The organism is Bradyrhizobium elkanii USDA 76 (assembly GCF_023278185.1).
Lineage (GTDB): Bacteria > Pseudomonadota > Alphaproteobacteria > Rhizobiales > Xanthobacteraceae > Bradyrhizobium > Bradyrhizobium elkanii.
The window spans coordinates 5,987,730-6,000,908 of the sequence record NZ_CP066356.1 but is presented as its reverse complement, the minus strand read 5'-3'; the positions used below and the strand labels follow the sequence as shown (position 1 = coordinate 6,000,908).

Below are 13,179 nucleotides of genomic sequence, written 5' to 3'. Positions count from 1 at the left end.
GCGGCCATGTTGACGCTGTCCCTGATCGGCATCGGTTGTGGTGATCCCCGGCAGCTCACTTTTGCTGCGACCGCCGCCATCAATGCCGCCGACCTGATCCTGATCCCGCGCAAGGGGACTGCGAAGTCGGATCTCGCCGAGTTGCGTCGCACCATCTGCGCGGACGCGTTGAGCAATGACCGCACACGCATTGCCGAGTTCGACCTGCCGGTGCGTGACGCCGGTGAAGAGGATTATCGCAAGGGTGTGGACGATTGGCATGATGCGATCGCCGCGTCCTGGTCGCAGGAAATCGCGCGCAACCTCGGCGGGGAGGGACGGGTCGCCCTGCTGATCTGGGGCGATCCCTCGCTCTACGATTCGAGCCTGCGGATTGCGCGGCGGCTCGATCCGTTGCCATCGATCGAGGTGATCCCGGGCATCACGTCGATCCAGGCGCTGTGCGCGGCACATGCGCTGCCGCTCAATGAGATCGGCGAGCCGTTCCTCGTGACGACCGGCCGACGGCTGCGCGAGGCTGGCTGGCCGCCAGGCGTCGACACCGTGGTCGTGATGCTCGACGGCGGCGCCGCCTTCCAGACCCTGGATGCTGCCGGGCTGCAAATCTGGTGGGGCGCCTATCTCGGCATGCCCGATCAGATCGTCATGGCGGGCGAGCTGGCGGAGGTCGGCCCTCGCATCGTCGCCGCGCGACGAGAGGCACGTCAGCGGCACGGCTGGATCATGGACAGCTATGTCCTGAAGCGGAAATCGTGATCCGGATTTTGCTCCGGCATTCTGTGCAGATGGCTGCTAGGTCTTCAATCCGCGAATCGAAGGTTGGATGGTCAGGCGGTAGGCGACGAGCCTGTCGCCATCGAAATGCTCGAGGGTCGTCTCGCAGACCGGGCAGCGATACTCGCCCTTGCTTCCAGATCCGGACGCCAGCTCAAGGCGTCGGAATCCGGCCCCGCAACGCGGGCATGTGACGTCGTCCTTCTTCATCAACTCACCCCAGAACAACACCGGCGTTCCTTCTTAGCGCAGACCGCGCGGCGGAACTATGTTCATGGCCGGAGAGCCAGGGATCATTCGTGCATGCATGGAAGCGCGGTGCGTCGTCGTCGAGCGGGCGGCCGCGCAGCCGATCGCGCGGAGCGGGGGGCCGATTCCAACGCATTGTGCAAGTTCGGCAATGGGTTATGGCTCGGCCTTAAAGAGCAAGGGCTGCCGGACCCCCGCAACAACAGTGACTGCCATGTCGCTGTGTTCGAGAGATGCTGCGTCTGCTCGGTCCCATGCGCGATCGCCGGTGCGCCCGAGGCCCACCGGCGATCAATCACGATCAGCTATTGCCTGATCAGACGGACCACGTCCTGGCGCAGCAGGTAGAGCGAGACGGCGAGCAGAACGACGTCCTTCATCAGGAACGGCACATTGCCGGTCATCGCGGGGAAGCCACCGGCGGCAGCGTCCCAACCATCAGGCATGAACGGAATGATGGTGACTGTCGCGATGAAGGTTCCGGTCGAGCCGAGGGCGCCGAGCACGCCAAGCCGCTTGTCCCAGAAGCCCGCGAGCAGCAGCGAACCGAACGTCCATTCCGAGGCGCCAAGGAAATAGCTGGCGCCGGCATGGCCGAACGCTGGATAGAGCCACCAGATCAGCGGCCCGTTGCTGATGAACGGGACCAGCCGTTCGAATTCGTACGGAAACCACTTCTGGTAACCGAAGAACAGGAACATGATCACCATCGCGGCTCGGACGATGTGATAGTCGAGATCCTCCGCCAGCAGGCCGGACCTGTCGAGCGCGCGGGCAAGCGGATTGTGTGTGGTATTGGCAAGCGTGGTCATGGGCGTGATCCTTTCGCGTGACATCGCCCGGTCGCTTCACGCGACTGCCGGGAAGTCGATGTCGGTGTCGTTGATGCGGTTGAAGACGTTGGTGAAGACTGTGGTCGCAAACGCCAGGCTGATCTCGACCAGCTGCGCGTCGCTGTAGCCGGCGGACTTGATCGCGGCGAAATCCTCGTCGCTGACGGTGCCGCTCGACTGCGCGAGCTTGCGCACGAAATGCACGAGCGCATCGCGCTTGGCATCACCGGTCGGCGCGCCGTCGCGGATCTGCTTGAGCACATCCGCATTCACGCCGGCGAGCCTGGCGAGATGCGAGTGCGCGGCGACACAATAGTCGCAGCCGCCGGCGGCGCTGATCACGAGCTTCACGACCTCCAGATCGCGCCGGGGCAGGCTGCCGCCAGTCAGCACGGCATCGGCCGCGAGGATCGACTTGAGCGCGGCCGGACCGTGGGCCGCAATTGCCGCGTAGGTGTTCGGGACGGCGCCGATCGCCTTCTTGATCTGGGCGTAGATCTGGCCGGACGGGCCGGTATCGGCTTCGAGGTTGGGGGTTGAGAGACGAGACATGGTGGCACTCCTTGTTCGGGGTGGTGAACGATTACGGAGTGACAATAGGATCGAGGTTTGAGACATTGAATGTTCATCTTACTCGTTTATATGCTCGATCGTCTCATGTGCTGCGTCAGGGGGATTGGCCATGGATTGGCTCAGCCGGCTGTTCGAGATGATGCCGGTGCGCGGGCGGCTCGACCTGCGCTGCAGCTACAGCGTGCCCTGGCGTATCGAGCAGGGACCGGGTGTGACCAACGAGATCCCCTATCATGCGGTGCTTGCCGGCTCGGCGATCCTGGACGACGCCGCGGGCGGACAGCCGTTGCTGCTGAAGCCCGGCGACATCCTCCTGCTTCCCGGCAACCCGCGACACGTGATGCACGACGGAAGCGGGGCAACACCGCTGCCGGCGCGCAACCGGGCGGCGGAGAATTTCACGATCAGCGAAAACCTCGGATCGGACGAACGGCTTGACCTGTTGTGCGGGCACTTCGCGATTGCACCCCCACACGACCGTCTGTTGCGCAATTATCTCCCGCCGCGTCTTGTCGTGCATGCCGGCACGCGTGCGGGAAAGGGAACGGCTGCGCAGCTCGCCGGGCTCGTGTCGCTGATGCGCAGCGAAACGGCCGACGATCATCTGGGCGGCCTCGCCATGCTGAATGCGCTGTCCACGGCAATGTTCGCGCTTGTGCTGCGGCTTGCGAGCGAGACCGATGCAACGTCGCGGGGACTTCTCGCTCTGGCCGGTGATCCCAGGCTCGCGCCGGCCGTGGCCGCCATGTTCAAGGAGCCCGCGCGCGCGTGGTCGCTGCCGGAGCTCGCACGGCTCTGCAACATGTCGCGCGCCACGCTGGCGCGCCAGTTCCAGGACAAGCTCGGGCGATCGGCCAGCGATCTGCTCACCGATATCAGGATGACGCTTGCGGCGAACGAATTGAAGGGATCATCGCTTTCGACCGGCGCCGTGGCAGAGATGGTCGGGTATCAATCGGAGGCCGCCTTTCAGCGCGCCTTCAAGAGCCACATGGGCGTGACGCCGGCGCAGTGGCGAAAGACGCGGCCGCCGGAACAGGAGGTGTCGCTGGGATCTGCTGCACCGGCTGATCGGAATGGCAGTTCGCCGACCGTGGGTGCGTAGCGTCCCCCGCGCCTTGCGCACGTTTCGGTGCGCGGGGCGCAGCGTGCGTTCGATCAAGACTTGCGATGCCTTGCGTCGACCGCGATCGCGGCGGCGGCGGTGCGGTTCTCGACCCCGAGCTTGGCGTAGATCTGCTCGAGGTGCTTGTCGACGGTGCGCGGGCTGAGGCCGAGGATCTGCGCGATGTCGCGGTTGGTCTTGCCCTTGGAGAGCCAGGACAGCACCTCGCCCTCGCGGGTGGTCAGGCCGAGCTCGCTGGAGAACTCGGCCGGCATGTCGCCGCTGGTGTCCTTGGCAAGCCGTAATAGGAATTCATCGGGCCCGAGCTTGCCCATATATTGCAGCCGAAGCTGCTCGTTGCCGGGGAATGACGCCACGGTCGCTGTCTTCTTTCCTGTGCCGCCCTTCTGCGCCTGCTCGAGCCATTGCGGCATCGGGTCCGGCAGCGCGAAATTGTCGGCGGCGTCGGCGAGCGTATCCGACAGCAGTCGCTGTGCCTGCGGCGTCGCCCACAGCAGCGCGCCGGCGCTGTTCACGGCGAGCAGATAGCGGCCGGAGACGTCGAGCGCCGCGCGGGCACTCTGCGTCATCCGCGCATTGGCGAGATGGACCCGGATGCGCGCCAGCATCTCCTCGACCACGATCGGCTTCGTCACATAGTCGACGCCGCCGGCCTCCAGCCCGCGCACGATGTGCTCGGTTTCGGCGAGGCCCGTCATGAAGATGATCGGCACGCCGTCGAGCCCTGCGTCGCGCTTCAGCCGCCGGCAGGTCTCGAAACCGTCCATGCCGGGCATCACGGCATCGAGCAGCACGATATCGGGCGTGATCTGGTCGACGATGCGCATCGCCGAGGCGCCGTCGAGCGCCACCATCACGGTCATGCCGGCGCCGTCGAGCGCGTCGGTCAGCAGGCGCAACGTCTCGGGCGAGTCGTCGACGACGAGCGCAACGTCGCGCTTCTTCTGTTCAATGGTCATAGCTGTGCAATGTCTTCAACGTCGCCATATATTGATCGAAATCGAACCGGTCGATCAGCGTGCGCATCTGGCCGACGAAATCGGCATGTTCGGGACACTCATTGCCGATCTCGTCGAGCTTGAGCTGAATCGCCCTGACATAGCCGAGCTGGCCGAGGCTGATCAGCTCTTCGACATATTTCACCGGCGGCCGCGAACCGCTCTCGGGCTTCCATTGCGGAGGCGGGGCCGGCTCGGCCTCATACTGCCACTCGATCTTGAGCAACTGGCGGATGGTTTCGAGCAGCCGCGGAATGTCGATCGGCTTCATCAGGTAGCCGTCGTGGAACGGTTGCGCCAGCGGCGCGCCATGGGCCTCTAGCGCGCTGGCCGAGATCATCAGGATGCGTGCCTGGTGATGGCCTTCGGCGCGCAAGGTTTCGGCGACCGTCCAGCCGTCCATGCCCGCCATCGAGATATCGAGCAGGAACAGGTCCGGCCGGCAATGCTGCGCGAGGGCAAGACAGCCTGGCCCGTCCGGCGCGCTGAGCAGGATGAAGCCGAGCGGCGTCAGGATCTCGCGCAACAGGTCGCGGTGGGTCGGGTCGTCGTCGGTGATCAGGATGGTCTTGCGCGGACCGTGATAGCCGTACACGGGAGCATCGACCGGCGCATCGCGGCGTGGATTGGTGACCTCCGACAGCAGCAGCTTGACGCGGAACGTGCTGCCGGTGCCGACCGTGCTCAGGACCTTGATGTCGCCGCCCATCACACCCGCGAGCAGGCGGCTGATGGTGAGCCCGAGCCCGGTGCCGGTCTGCGGCTGGGTGACGCCAAGCGCGCCACGCTCGAACGGGGCGAAGATCCGCTCGAGATCGTCGGGCTGGATGCCGGGTCCCGTATCGATCACCTCGAACTCGGCGACCGGGCTGCGGTAATGCACCACGAACTGCACCTGGCCGGATTGCGTGAACTTGATCGCATTCGACAGCAGGTTGATCAGGATCTGCCGCAGCCGCTTCTCGTCGGCATAGACCACGACCGGCAGCACGGCCGGCCGTTTGAACACGAAGTCGATGCCCTTTGCTGCCGCCTGCAGGCGGAACATGCCGACCAGCTGCTCGAGGAAATCGTTCAGCCGAACCTCGTCGCGCGACAGGTAGAGACGGCCGGCCTCGATCTTGGAGATATCGAGGATGCCGTCGATCAGGCCCGAGAGATGATCGGCGCTGCGGCGGACGACGCGCACCTGCTCGCGCGGCCGCACCTGGAGGCTGTCGTCCTGCTCCAATAGCTGCGCGTAGCCGGAGATCGCATTCAGCGGCGAACGAAGTTCGTGACTGAGGCCCACGACGTATCGGCTCTTGGCGAGATTGGCTGACTCCGCGACCTCCTTGGCGCGCTGCAGTTCGGCATCGGTGCGCTTGTGGGCGTCGATTTCCTGGATCAGCAGCGTGGTCTGCCGGCGTGTTTCCGCTTCCGCGGCGCGCCGGCTCTGTTGCGCCAGCACGAACAGCCAGGCGACGACGCCGATGATCAGGGTCAGCGCAAAAAACACCTTCCAGAGCACGTCGGCCAGCAATTCGTTGGCATGCACCGCGGCCGTGGTCTGCAGGTAGATCAGGCCGAGCACCAGCGCCACGAGGCCGGCCGAGACCGCGAACACGCCGAGGTAATGCCCGAGCTGCGAGTTGATGCGAGCGTTGATCGGCTGCGGCATCACCTTGCCCAGCGCGTCCGCGACCTGTGCGCCGATCCGGCCATGCGGCTTGCAGAGGTCATGGCAACGTGCGTCGAGCGAGCAGCACAGCGAGCAGATCGGGCCGGCATAAGCGGGGCAGGAAGCCATGTCCTCGGGCTCGAACGCATGCTCGCAGATGCAGCACTGGATCGACTCGATGTTCTGCCAGCTCCGCTTCGGCTTGCGCGCGATGTAGTACTTGCCGTCGGTGGCCCAGGCGATCAGGGGAGCCGTGACGAACGCGACCGCAAGCGCCACGAAGGCGGACAGCGCCTTCGCGGTCGGGCCGAACAGGCCGTAGAACGCGCTGATCGAGACCACGGTCGCGATCGTCATCGCGCCGACGCCGACCGGATTGATATCGCAGAGATGGGCGCGCTTGAACTCGATGTGCTGCGGCCGCAAGCCGAGCGGCTTGTTGATGACGAGATCGGCCACCAGCGCGCCGACCCAGGCGATCGCGACGTTGGAGTAGAGCGCGAGCGTCTGCTCCAGCGCCTTGTAGACGCCGATCTCCATCAGCAGCAGCGCGACGACGACGTTGAACACCAGCCACACCACGCGGCCGGGATGCGAGTGGGTGAGGCGGGAGAAGAAATTCGACCAGGCGATCGAGCCGGCATAGGCGTTGGTGACGTTGATCTTGACCTGCGACAGGATCACGAATGTCCCGGTCAGCGCCATCGCCAGATCCGGCTGCGACAGCACGTAGCGGAACGCCTCGAGGTACATGTTGGCGGGCTCGGCGGCGTGCTCGGCGGAGACGCCGTGGCTGAGCGCGAAGAAGGCGAGGAACGAACCGGCCAGCAGCTTGAGAGCGCCGAGCACGATCCAGCCCGGACCGGCGCTCAGCAGCGCGATCCACCAGGCCTTGCGCGAGGTGCGGCGGTCGCGCGGCAGAAAGCGCAGGAAGTCGACCTGCTCGCCGATCTGCGCCACCAGCGCAAACACGACGGAGGCCGCGGTGCCGAACAGCAGCAGATCGAGATTACCTGCGGGATCGCCGTGATCGCCGGCGAATTTGCGCCACTCGGTGAACGAATGCGGATTGGCCCAGGCGATCGCCGCGAACGGCATGATGTGCAGGATGATCCACAGCGGCTGGGTCCAGAGCTGGAAGCGGCTGATCAGCGTGATGCCGTAGATGACAAGCGGAATGATCACGACTGCGCTGATCAGATAGCCGATCGGCCGCGGGATGCCGAAGCACATGTCGAGCGCGCTGGCGAGGATCACGGCCTCGATCGCGAAGAAGATGAAGGTGAAGGAGGCGTAGATCAGCGACGTGATGGTCGAGCCGATATAGCCGAAGCCGGCGCCGCGGGTGAGCAGATCGATGTCGATACCGCTTTTCGCGGCATGGTAGGCGATCGGCAGTCCGCAGAGGAAGATGATGACGCTGACGACCAGGATCGCGGCGGAGGCATTCATTGCGCCGTAGTTCAGCGTGATGGTGCCGCCGATCGCCTCCAGCGCAAGGAACGAGATCGCCCCGAGCGCGGTGTTGGCAACCCGGGCGGCTGACCAGCGCCGCGCGCTCTTGGCGGTGAAGCGCAGCGCGTAGTCTTCCAGCGTCTGGTTGGCGACCCATTGATTGTATTGGCGCCTGACGCGGTCTATCCGCTGCCGCCCTGCCACTCGTTTGAACTCCTGGTCCACGATGCTCTGATCGCGGGCAAATCCCGTACCAAAAACCTACGTCGCTATTTTGCGGTGCAGTATACGCGATCTCACGTATCAGTGCGCTGCACAAAAGTGAGCAATCCTAGCCTCATCAATAAGCGTTCTCGAACCAATGGGGTGCTCATGTCAGACGATACAAAACCAGGACTGCCGTCTCCGCTCCGCCGCAAGCTCTTGATGGGAATGGCCGCTTTGCCGGCCATGTCGATGCTGGGCCGTCCGGCATTTGCCGACGTCCCTGCAACCTCTGCGGTCAATGCCACGGGTCTTGCAGTCACTGATAGCGAAGTCACGGTCGGCATCCTGCATTCCGTGACCGGCACCATGGCGATCTCCGAGACCGGGTCGGTCGAGGCCGAGAAGCTCGCGATCGAACAGATCAACGCCGCCGGCGGCGTGCTCGGCCGCAAGATCAAGTTCATCCAGGAGGACGGCGCTAGCGACTGGCCGACCTTCGCGGAAAAGGCCAAGAAACTGCTGGTCAACGACAAATGCGCGGCAGTGATGGGCTGCTGGACCTCGGCCTCTCGCAAGGCGGTGCTGCCGGTGTTCGAGCAGTACAACGGCATGCTGTACTACCCGACCTTCTATGAAGGCCTTGAGCAGTCCAAGAACGTCATCTACACCGGCCAGGAGGCGACGCAGCAGATCATCGCCGGCCTCGACTGGGTCAACAAGACCAAGGGCGCCAAGAGCTTCTACCTGCTCGGCTCGGACTACATCTGGCCGCGCACCTCGAACAAGATCGCGCGCAAGCACATCGAGAACCATCTGCAAGGCTGCAAGGTGGTCGGCGAGGAATACTTCCCGCTCGGCTCTACCCAGTTCAATTCGGTCATCAACAAGATCAAGCTGACCAAGCCGGACGTGATCTACGCGATCATCGTCGGCGGCTCCAACGTCGCATTCTACAAGCAGCTCAAGGCGGCCGGCATCGACCTGTCCAAGCAGACGCTGCTGACGATCTCGGTCACCGAGGACGAGATCGACGGTATCGGCGGCGAGAACATCGCCGGCGCTTATGCCTGCATGAAGTACTTCCAGTCGCTCGACAATCCGAACAACAAGGCTTTCGTGCCCGCCTTCAAGAAAATGTGGGGCGAGAAGACCGTGATCGGCGACGTCACGCAGGCCGCCTATCTCGGCCCGTGGCTGTGGAAATTGACGGTGGAGAAGGCGCAGAGCTTCGACATCGACAAGATCGCGGCGGCTTCCCCTGGCGTCGAGTTCAAGGGCGCGCCGGAAGGTTACGTCCGGATCCACGAGAACCATCACCTCTGGTCGAAGACCCGCGTCGGGCGCGCCAAGGCCGACGGCCAGTATGAGCTGATCTACGAGACCGCCGATCTCGTCGAGCCGGATCCGTTCCCCAAGGGCTATCAGTGAGCCAGTAGCCCGCATGAGCGGAGCGATATGCGGGATCGCCCCGGGTATCGCTGCCGCTCACCCGGGCTACGAAGCTCCACAACGCATCGTGGCGTGGACGTCATCGTCCACGCCACGGAACGAGCGTCGCTTGGCCGGCGGCGCGTGCCCCTTGGACTGGAGGACATCATGTTCGGCGACTATTCGATCAGCGATCTCGGCGCCATCCTTGCGATGCAGGGATTTGCCGGGCTCATTCTGTTCTCCGTCTACGTGCTGATGGCGCTGGGACTCGCCATCATCTTCGGCCAGATGGGCGTCATCAACATGGCCCATGGCGAGTTCATGATCCTCGGCGCCTACGTCACCTGGATGACGTCGAACGCCGTGCAGCACGTCGCGCCCTGGCTGTTCCCCGGCTACTTCTTCATCGCAATGATCTTGGCGTTCATCGCCTCCGGCGCGCTCGGCATGCTGGTCGAGTGGGCGCTGATACGCCATCTCTACAAGCGTCCGCTCGACACCCTGCTGGCGACCTGGGGTCTCAGCCTGATCCTGCAACAGGCCTATCGCTCGATCTTCGGCGCGCGCGAGGTCGGCGTCGAACTGCCGGAATGGATGATGGGCTCCTGGCAGGCGACCGACTCCATTCAGATCCCGATCAACGGCATGTTCGTGATGGGATTGACCATCCTGATCACGATCGCGGTCGCCTATGTGCTGTTCTGGTCAAGCTGGGGCAAGCAGGTGCGCGCCGTGGTGCAGAACCGCGTGATGGCGGGCGCCGTCGGCATCAATACCGAGAAGGTCGATCGCTACACCTTTGGCCTCGGCTGCGGCATCGCCGGCATCGCGGGCTCGGCCTTCACCATGATCGGCTCGACCGGACCGACCGCCGGCCAGCTCTACATCGTCGACACCTTCCTGGTCGTCGTGTTCGGCGGCGCCGCTTCGCTGTTCGGCACCATCGCCTCCGCCTTCTCGATCTCGCAGACCCAATCGACGCTGGAATTCTTTCTGTCGGGATCGATGGCCAAGGTGATCACGCTGCTGACGATCGTCGCCATCCTGATGGTGCGTCCGCAGGGGCTCTTCGCGCTCAAGGTCCGCAAATAAGAACAAGCAGGCTGGTCATGATCATCAACTCGCGCTTTTTCAATCGCTCCGAACTGCTCGGCTTCCTTGCGCTCGCGGTGCTGCTGTTTCTCGTCCTGCCGCTGTCGCTCGATATCTTCCGCCTCAACCTGGTCGCCAAATATCTGACCTATGCCTTCGTCGGGATCGGCCTCGTGCTGTGCTGGGGCTATGGCGGCATCCTGAGCCTGGGGCAGGGCGTGTTCTTCGGCCTCGGCGGCTACTGCATGGCGATGTACCTCAAGCTCGAGGCGTCTTCGGTCGCGAACACCAAGATCCAGTCGACGCCGGGCATCCCCGATTTCATGGATTGGAACCAGCTCACCTCGCTGCCTTTCTTCTGGAAGCCGTTCCACAGCTTCCCGGTAGCGCTGATCGCGATCATCCTGGTGCCGGCGATCTTCTCCTTCATCATCGGCGCTGCGATGTTCAAGCGCCGGGTCGGCGGCGTCTATTTCGCGATCATCACGCAGGCGATCGCCGCGATCATGACCATCCTGATCGTGGGCCAGCAGGGCTACACCGGCGGCATCAACGGGATCACCGACCTGCGAACGCTGCATGGCTGGGATATCCGGACCGATCATGCCAAGTACATCCTCTATTTCGTGGAGGTGGTATTGTTGTTCGGCTGCATCTGCGCCGCGCAGTTCATCCGCCTGACAAAACTCGGGCGCATCCTGGTGGCGATGAGAGAGCAGGAGGATCGCGTGCGCTTCTCCGGTTACAGCGTCGCCAACTTCAAGATCTTCGCGTTCTGTGCCGCGGCCGTGTTCGCTGCGATCGGCGGCGCCATGTTCACGCTCGAGGTCGGCTTCATGTCGCCGTCCTTCGTCGGCATCGTGCCGTCGATCGAGATGGTGATCTACACCGCGGTCGGCGGCCGGATGTCGATCTTCGGCGCAGTCTGGGGCGCGCTGCTGGTCAATTTCGCCAAGACCAGCCTCTCGGAGTCCTTCCCGCAGCTCTGGCTGTTCGGCCTCGGCGCGCTGTTTATCGCGGTCGTGCTCGCCTTCCCGAACGGCCTCTCCGGCATCTGGGCGGACCACGTCCAGCCGCGCATCGATCGCCTGTTGGCATCACGCAAATCGAAATCGGCGGCCGGCCTGATCGCCGACGGCGCACCGGCCGAGTGAGGAGGGATCATCATGCTCGTCGGCCATCAGCCCAAGGACTTCCTGCTCGCGGTCTCCGGTCTCACCGTGTCCTTTGACGGCTTCAAGGCCGTCAACGATCTCTCCTTCTATGTCGAGGAGAACGAGATCCGCGTCATCATCGGCCCGAACGGCGCCGGCAAGACCACGGTGCTCGACCTGATCTGCGGCAAGACCAGGGCGACGTCAGGCTCGATCCAGTTCCGCGGCCAGGAGCTGACCAGGCTGCGCGAGAACGAGATCGTGCAGGCCGGGGTGGGGCGCAAGTTCCAGACGCCGTCGGTGTTCGAGGATCTCACCGTGTTCGAGAACCTCGAGATTTCCTTTCCGCGCGGCCGCACCGTGTTCGGCTCGCTGACCTTCCAGCGCGACGACACCGTCAGGCAGCGGGTCGAGGGGGTCGCCGAGATGATCTTCCTGAAGGACAAGCTCAACACCTATGCCGACCAGCTGAGCCACGGCCAGAAGCAGTGGCTCGAGATCGGTATGCTGCTGATCCAGGATCCGGACCTCTTGATGCTCGACGAGCCGGTCGCCGGCATGAGCGTCTCCGAGCGCGCCAAGACGGCCGAGCTGCTCAACCGCATCATCAAGGATCGTTCGGTCCTGGTGATCGAGCACGACATGAAGTTCGTCGAGGACATCGCGCACAAGGTCACGGTGCTGCACCAGGGACAGATCCTGTCCGAGGGGACGATGGAGCACGTCAAGAACGATCCGAAGGTCATTGAAGTCTATTTGGGGCACTGACGCATGCTTACGACGGATCGAACCGCGAACCCTCGGTTCACCTCTCGCCGCCGGGGAGAGATGAAGAGAAGCTACCCTCTGTAGGAGACCTTCGATGCTGGCAATCAATGATCTTCACGTCGCCTACGGCCAGAGCGAGGTGCTGCACGGCCTCAATGTCTCGGTCGCGCCCAACGAGATCGTCGCGATCATGGGCCGCAACGGCATGGGCAAGACCACGCTGATGAAATCGCTGATGGGTATCCTGCCGGCCAAGAGCGGCAAGGTGACCATGGACGGCACCGAGCTCGGCGCGATGAAGAGCTATGAGCGGGTGGCGAAGGGGCTCGCCTACGTCCCTCAAGGCCGCATGATCTTCTCCACCATGACGGTCAAGGAGAACATCGAGACCGGGCTCGTGGTGTCAGGCGGTTCCGAGGTGCCCGGCGATATCTACGAATTGTTCCCGGTGCTGCTCGAGATGAAGGGCCGCCGCGGCGGCAATCTCTCGGGCGGACAACAGCAGCAGCTCGCGATCGCCCGCGCGCTGGCGACCAAGCCCAAGGTGCTGCTGCTTGACGAGCCGACCGAAGGCATCCAGCCGTCGATCATCAAGGACATGGCGCGCACATTGAAGCGGATCCGCGATGAGCGGGGATTGTCGATCGTCGTCTCCGAACAGGTTCTCAGCTTCGCGCTCGACATCGCCGACCGCGTCCTCGTCATCGAGAACGGCGAGATCGTCCGCGACGAACCGCGCGCCGGCGTCGATGCCGCACAGATCTCGAAATATTTGTCCGTCTAACAGAGCATGATCCGGAAGGGTGTGAGGCGGTTTTCCGACAAGATCACGCTCAAACTTTCAACTGTGTAACCCAAG

At 63.8% G+C, this 13,179-nt stretch carries 12 protein-coding genes; 7 read left to right on the top strand and 5 right to left on the bottom strand.

Features of this window, described 5'->3' with window-relative positions:
• Nucleotides 1-6: 6 nt before the first annotated feature.
• On the top strand, nt 7-756 hold the full coding sequence (gene cobF / locus JEY66_RS29095; RefSeq protein ID WP_026192564.1) for a precorrin-6A synthase (deacetylating): 750 nt from the start codon (nt 7-9) through the stop codon (nt 754-756).
• A gap of 36 nt (nt 757-792) precedes the next feature.
• Here cobF and JEY66_RS29090 read toward each other — a convergent pair whose 3' ends face one another.
• The 3 genes from JEY66_RS29090 to JEY66_RS29080 all read right to left on the bottom strand — a co-directional run bounded on the left by JEY66_RS29090 (nt 793) and on the right by JEY66_RS29080 (nt 2,408).
• Nucleotides 793-984, bottom strand: a complete 192-nt coding sequence (locus JEY66_RS29090; RefSeq protein ID WP_018270822.1) for a hypothetical protein — start codon at nt 982-984, stop codon at nt 793-795.
• A 344-nt stretch (nt 985-1,328) separates the two neighbouring features.
• Complete coding sequence (locus tag JEY66_RS29085; protein ID WP_026192565.1) at nt 1,329-1,835, bottom strand: YkgB family protein; 507 nt, start codon at nt 1,833-1,835, stop codon at nt 1,329-1,331.
• 36 nt (nt 1,836-1,871) lie between these two features.
• On the bottom strand, nt 1,872-2,408 hold the full coding sequence (locus tag JEY66_RS29080) for a carboxymuconolactone decarboxylase family protein (RefSeq protein WP_016845688.1): 537 nt from the start codon (nt 2,406-2,408) through the stop codon (nt 1,872-1,874).
• Nucleotides 2,409-2,538: 130 nt separating this feature from the next.
• On the opposite strand from JEY66_RS29080, the gene JEY66_RS29075 reads away from it, so the two are divergent.
• Nucleotides 2,539-3,534, top strand: coding sequence for an AraC family transcriptional regulator (locus JEY66_RS29075; RefSeq protein WP_018270824.1), 996 nt, complete (start codon nt 2,539-2,541; stop codon nt 3,532-3,534).
• 53 nt (nt 3,535-3,587) lie between these two features.
• Here the strand turns inward: JEY66_RS29075 and JEY66_RS29070 are convergent, their stop codons facing one another.
• A complete protein-coding gene (locus JEY66_RS29070; protein ID WP_018270825.1) occupies nt 3,588-4,514 on the bottom strand; it encodes a response regulator in 927 nt (308 codons plus the stop codon).
• A complete protein-coding gene (locus tag JEY66_RS29065; protein WP_026192566.1) occupies nt 4,504-7,872 on the bottom strand; it encodes a hybrid sensor histidine kinase/response regulator in 3,369 nt (1,122 codons plus the stop codon). Before JEY66_RS29065 ends, JEY66_RS29070 begins: the two co-directional genes overlap by 11 nt.
• 168 nt (nt 7,873-8,040) lie before the next feature.
• Between JEY66_RS29065 and urtA the strand changes: the two genes are divergently transcribed.
• The 5 genes from urtA to urtE all read left to right on the top strand — a co-directional run bounded on the left by urtA (nt 8,041) and on the right by urtE (nt 13,104).
• Entirely contained in the window at nt 8,041-9,303 is a 1,263-nt protein-coding gene (gene urtA, locus JEY66_RS29060; protein ID WP_026192567.1) for an urea ABC transporter substrate-binding protein, read from the top strand.
• 168 nt (nt 9,304-9,471) lie between these two features.
• Complete coding sequence (gene urtB / locus JEY66_RS29055) at nt 9,472-10,398, top strand: urea ABC transporter permease subunit UrtB (RefSeq protein WP_026192568.1); 927 nt, start codon at nt 9,472-9,474, stop codon at nt 10,396-10,398.
• A 17-nt stretch (nt 10,399-10,415) separates the two neighbouring features.
• Entirely contained in the window at nt 10,416-11,552 is a 1,137-nt protein-coding gene (gene urtC / locus JEY66_RS29050) for an urea ABC transporter permease subunit UrtC (RefSeq protein ID WP_016845694.1), read from the top strand.
• 12 nt (nt 11,553-11,564) lie between these two features.
• The gene (urtD, locus tag JEY66_RS29045; RefSeq protein ID WP_016845695.1) at nt 11,565-12,320 is read left to right on the top strand and encodes an urea ABC transporter ATP-binding protein UrtD; all 756 of its coding nucleotides are present in this window, start codon (nt 11,565-11,567) and stop codon (nt 12,318-12,320) included.
• A 94-nt stretch (nt 12,321-12,414) separates the two neighbouring features.
• Nucleotides 12,415-13,104, top strand: a complete 690-nt coding sequence (urtE, locus tag JEY66_RS29040; protein ID WP_016845696.1) for an urea ABC transporter ATP-binding subunit UrtE — start codon at nt 12,415-12,417, stop codon at nt 13,102-13,104.
• Nucleotides 13,105-13,179: the final 75 nt, after the last annotated feature.

Coding starts and splice junctions, on each gene's coding strand:
- cobF (WP_026192564.1), top strand. CDS start 7: ATGTTGACGCTGTCCCTGATCGGCATCGGTTGTGGTGATCCCCGGCAG.
- JEY66_RS29090 (WP_018270822.1), bottom strand. CDS start 984: ATGAAGAAGGACGACGTCACATGCCCGCGTTGCGGGGCCGGATTCCGA.
- JEY66_RS29085 (WP_026192565.1), bottom strand. CDS start 1,835: ATGACCACGCTTGCCAATACCACACACAATCCGCTTGCCCGCGCGCTC.
- JEY66_RS29080 (WP_016845688.1), bottom strand. CDS start 2,408: ATGTCTCGTCTCTCAACCCCCAACCTCGAAGCCGATACCGGCCCGTCC.
- JEY66_RS29075 (WP_018270824.1), top strand. CDS start 2,539: ATGGATTGGCTCAGCCGGCTGTTCGAGATGATGCCGGTGCGCGGGCGG.
- JEY66_RS29070 (WP_018270825.1), bottom strand. CDS start 4,514: ATGACCATTGAACAGAAGAAGCGCGACGTTGCGCTCGTCGTCGACGAC.
- urtA (WP_026192567.1), top strand. CDS start 8,041: ATGTCAGACGATACAAAACCAGGACTGCCGTCTCCGCTCCGCCGCAAG.
- urtB (WP_026192568.1), top strand. CDS start 9,472: ATGTTCGGCGACTATTCGATCAGCGATCTCGGCGCCATCCTTGCGATG.
- urtC (WP_016845694.1), top strand. CDS start 10,416: ATGATCATCAACTCGCGCTTTTTCAATCGCTCCGAACTGCTCGGCTTC.
- urtD (WP_016845695.1), top strand. CDS start 11,565: ATGCTCGTCGGCCATCAGCCCAAGGACTTCCTGCTCGCGGTCTCCGGT.
- urtE (WP_016845696.1), top strand. CDS start 12,415: ATGCTGGCAATCAATGATCTTCACGTCGCCTACGGCCAGAGCGAGGTG.